Below are 2,673 nucleotides of genomic sequence, written 5' to 3'. Positions count from 1 at the left end.
TTTTTTTTGCTGCCATAAAAAAAAGTAAAAAGTTAGAAAAAAATTAAAAAGAAAAACTACATTTTCTTAAAAGCCTTTTTGAGTGCCTGTGAGCGGCTTAGGCTTTTGTCGTCTTTTTGCAGTTGGTCGGCGATTTTATTCACCTTCTTCATTCGACTTGCTGCTGCGCTTCGGGCTGCACTGCTCATTTTTCGCTTTGCCATAAAAAAAAGTTATTTTTTTTGAAGATAAAAAATTAGTACGCCTACACTTATCAGGGCAAGGGTTGCCCACAACACGCGCAAACTGTTTTTTTTTGCTGCTGCTCTTGGTGAAATTCCGAAAATACCTCCGTAAAACTTTGCAAGCGATTCTCCCACCCTTTGCCGTATTTGTCGTAATTTTCCATCAAAGGGTATCTTGCTGCTGCTTTTGCGATTAGGCTTTTGAAAAGTTCATCTTGATTCAGCGCGTTGAAAGCCGTTGCGGTTTGATTGCCCACAAAGCCGTCGACGGCAATTTTGGGTTTATAGCTTGGCTTGATTTGGTTGTAATGGGCTTGAAAGTCTTGGATAGCACCCCTTCCACCGCCCCAAAACTGCTCGGTAAAAAAGACGGCGATTCTGCCATCTACAAAGCGTTCCGCACCGCTATTGTCCCAAAACCACTTTGCTATGGCTTTATGTTCATTTTCGGTCATGTTCCGAAAACGCCTTGCCAAATCGTTTTGCGGCACGCCCAAAACACGAGGCGCAAGGGAATTATAGGTTTGTTCGGTAATTCCCAAATTTGTATAAAATTTCTCGCCCTCCAATTTTACGACATGGTTCAACTTTGAGCCTTCCCAAATGAAAGCAAATCGATACCATCTTTCAAAATATGCGCTATGCTTCATTGTTTTGGTGCATTTTGAGGTAAGAAATAAGTAAATCTACGCGCTGGATAGCTAAGGGGCTATCCTTCAAAACTTTTGTAAGGGCATAAACCGCATCAATTTTGCCAAAGCCCAAAGCCAAATAGACCCTTAAAGCCTGCAAATCGACTTCCGTTTCCGAAGCACTATTGAAATAGTAGTGCATAAATTCATGCAAAAGCATAAACATACGGATAGGAACGGTATAAGCCCTAAATTTTTCGGCATTTAGTTCGATATCACCATTAAGGCGATTTACCCTTGCTGGTGTATCTAAGGGCGTTTCTTCCCACTTTTTGCCCTTTTTCGTGCGTGAAACAATTTGAGAAAGGTAGCCAATTTTGAAACGCTCATCATCGGAATAGTAGCTATCGCCCACAGGTAGGGTTGTGGCTAAAATCGCGAACTTTTTGGCAAATGCTACAAAATCTTCAATTTCAGAGGGCAGGAAAACCGCTTGGGTTTTTAACTGTTCCTCGTTCAAAATTCTAAATTGTTTATCCGCTTCGATTTGCAAAATCGTTTCTTCGCTGGGCAACACAGGCAGCGGAAAGCCCAAACGCCCTTGCCCAACGCGCTCAAAATAAACCGTTCCATTTTTGTCGATGCCCCTAATTGTGCCTTCTTCTTCCATGAAAACATAGACCACCAAAGGCATCAAAAAAGTTACTACTTGTTTTTTGACAAACTCCATACGCTAAAAGCTAATAGTACAAAAATGATTAAGATAAGCGCAATTCCGACCACAGGCTCCATGCCTAATACTTTGGGTTTCTTTTTTTCCTTCGGAAAGATATTTGCGCCTGCTGCATTTTGCGACACATTCGCATTTTGTCCCTGCTGCGCCCAAATTTGCTCCTGCTGCGAAGTAGGCTTGGTAAGTTGCTGAATTACTTGGGCAGAATTAGCAAGGGTAGTCAAAACGCCGCCGACGTTGAGTTTTACTTTGTCCTTGTCGATTTTGCCGTTTTGGTCGAGGTGAGATTGCACCAAATTAACATTTGGATTTTTCACCTGCACAGGTGCAACGTTTGTAGGCGTTAGGCTAATGGGTCGCATAGTCATCATGGGTTGTGATTTCGCCCAACTGCCATCAGTACCCCAATCTTCGCCATAGGATTGCATGCCCTGCTCTAATACCACCGCTTCCAAATCGGCTTTGTGAATCAGGATATTATCGAGGGTAGGTGCAATGTCGTTATCTCTAAAAAAGCCTTCCGCAATAGGGGCGTAGAACCAAATCGTAGCCTCCCTTTTTTCAGGCGTTAGCCTGCCAAAAGCCTCCATGCCTAAAATTACTTCGGCTACATTGTTGGCGAACAGTTCCTCGTCGACAGGCTCGAAGAACCTATCGACGGGGTTTGCGTCGTAATTTTCTAAGATGCACACGCCTTGCGGTTGGTCTGGTTTTTTCCACATAATCTCTAACTACTTGGTTTTTTTCTTGGTGAAATAGTAGATAGCAAATCCTATCAAGATTAAGAGCAAAAGCCCAAGCCCGCCCCACAAAAGCCAATTTGTTTTTTTGGGCAATTCTTTTAGCTTTTTCTTTTCGCCAGTTTCAGGGTCTGTCAAAACCAATTCCCCATCTTCGCCCACTTCAAACGCCCAATCTTGATATTCTTCGGGGATTTCGTCTTGATAATCCGCAGGCAGGTCCTCAAATGTGATGACTTCTTCTGGGATTTGAGGCTCTGGAATAAAGTCGGGTTCTTTCGGGACTGTCGGCGTTGGGGTTGTTGGGGTTGTTGGCGTTGTGGGTTTGGTCGGATTTGCAGGGG

At 43.5% G+C, this 2,673-nt stretch carries 4 protein-coding genes and 1 pseudogene; all 5 read right to left on the bottom strand.

Annotated elements, in window-relative coordinates; all coding sequences use genetic code 11:
* Positions 1-56 precede the first annotated feature (56 nt).
* Positions 57-203, bottom strand: coding sequence for a hypothetical protein (locus tag G500_RS25660; protein WP_154657074.1), 147 nt, complete (start codon positions 201-203; stop codon positions 57-59).
* A 50-nt stretch (positions 204-253) separates the two neighbouring features.
* On the bottom strand, positions 254-874 hold the full coding sequence (locus G500_RS0108090) for a hypothetical protein (protein WP_027002190.1): 621 nt from the start codon (positions 872-874) through the stop codon (positions 254-256).
* Positions 864-1,586, bottom strand: coding sequence for a hypothetical protein (locus tag G500_RS0108085; protein ID WP_154657073.1), 723 nt, complete (start codon positions 1,584-1,586; stop codon positions 864-866). Before G500_RS0108085 ends, G500_RS0108090 begins: the two co-directional genes overlap by 11 nt.
* Positions 1,562-2,311, bottom strand: coding sequence for a hypothetical protein (locus G500_RS0108080; protein WP_027002188.1), 750 nt, complete (start codon positions 2,309-2,311; stop codon positions 1,562-1,564). Before G500_RS0108080 ends, G500_RS0108085 begins: the two co-directional genes overlap by 25 nt.
* A gap of 9 nt (positions 2,312-2,320) precedes the next feature.
* Positions 2,321-2,673: pseudogene (locus G500_RS25975) on the bottom strand (hypothetical protein); the annotation flags it as partial.

Origin of the sequence: Hugenholtzia roseola DSM 9546 (assembly GCF_000422585.1) — a bacterium.
GTDB lineage: Bacteria > Bacteroidota > Bacteroidia > Cytophagales > Bernardetiaceae > Hugenholtzia > Hugenholtzia roseola.
Note: the sequence above shows the minus strand (reverse complement) of the source record. Positions and strands in the feature narration are given on the sequence as shown.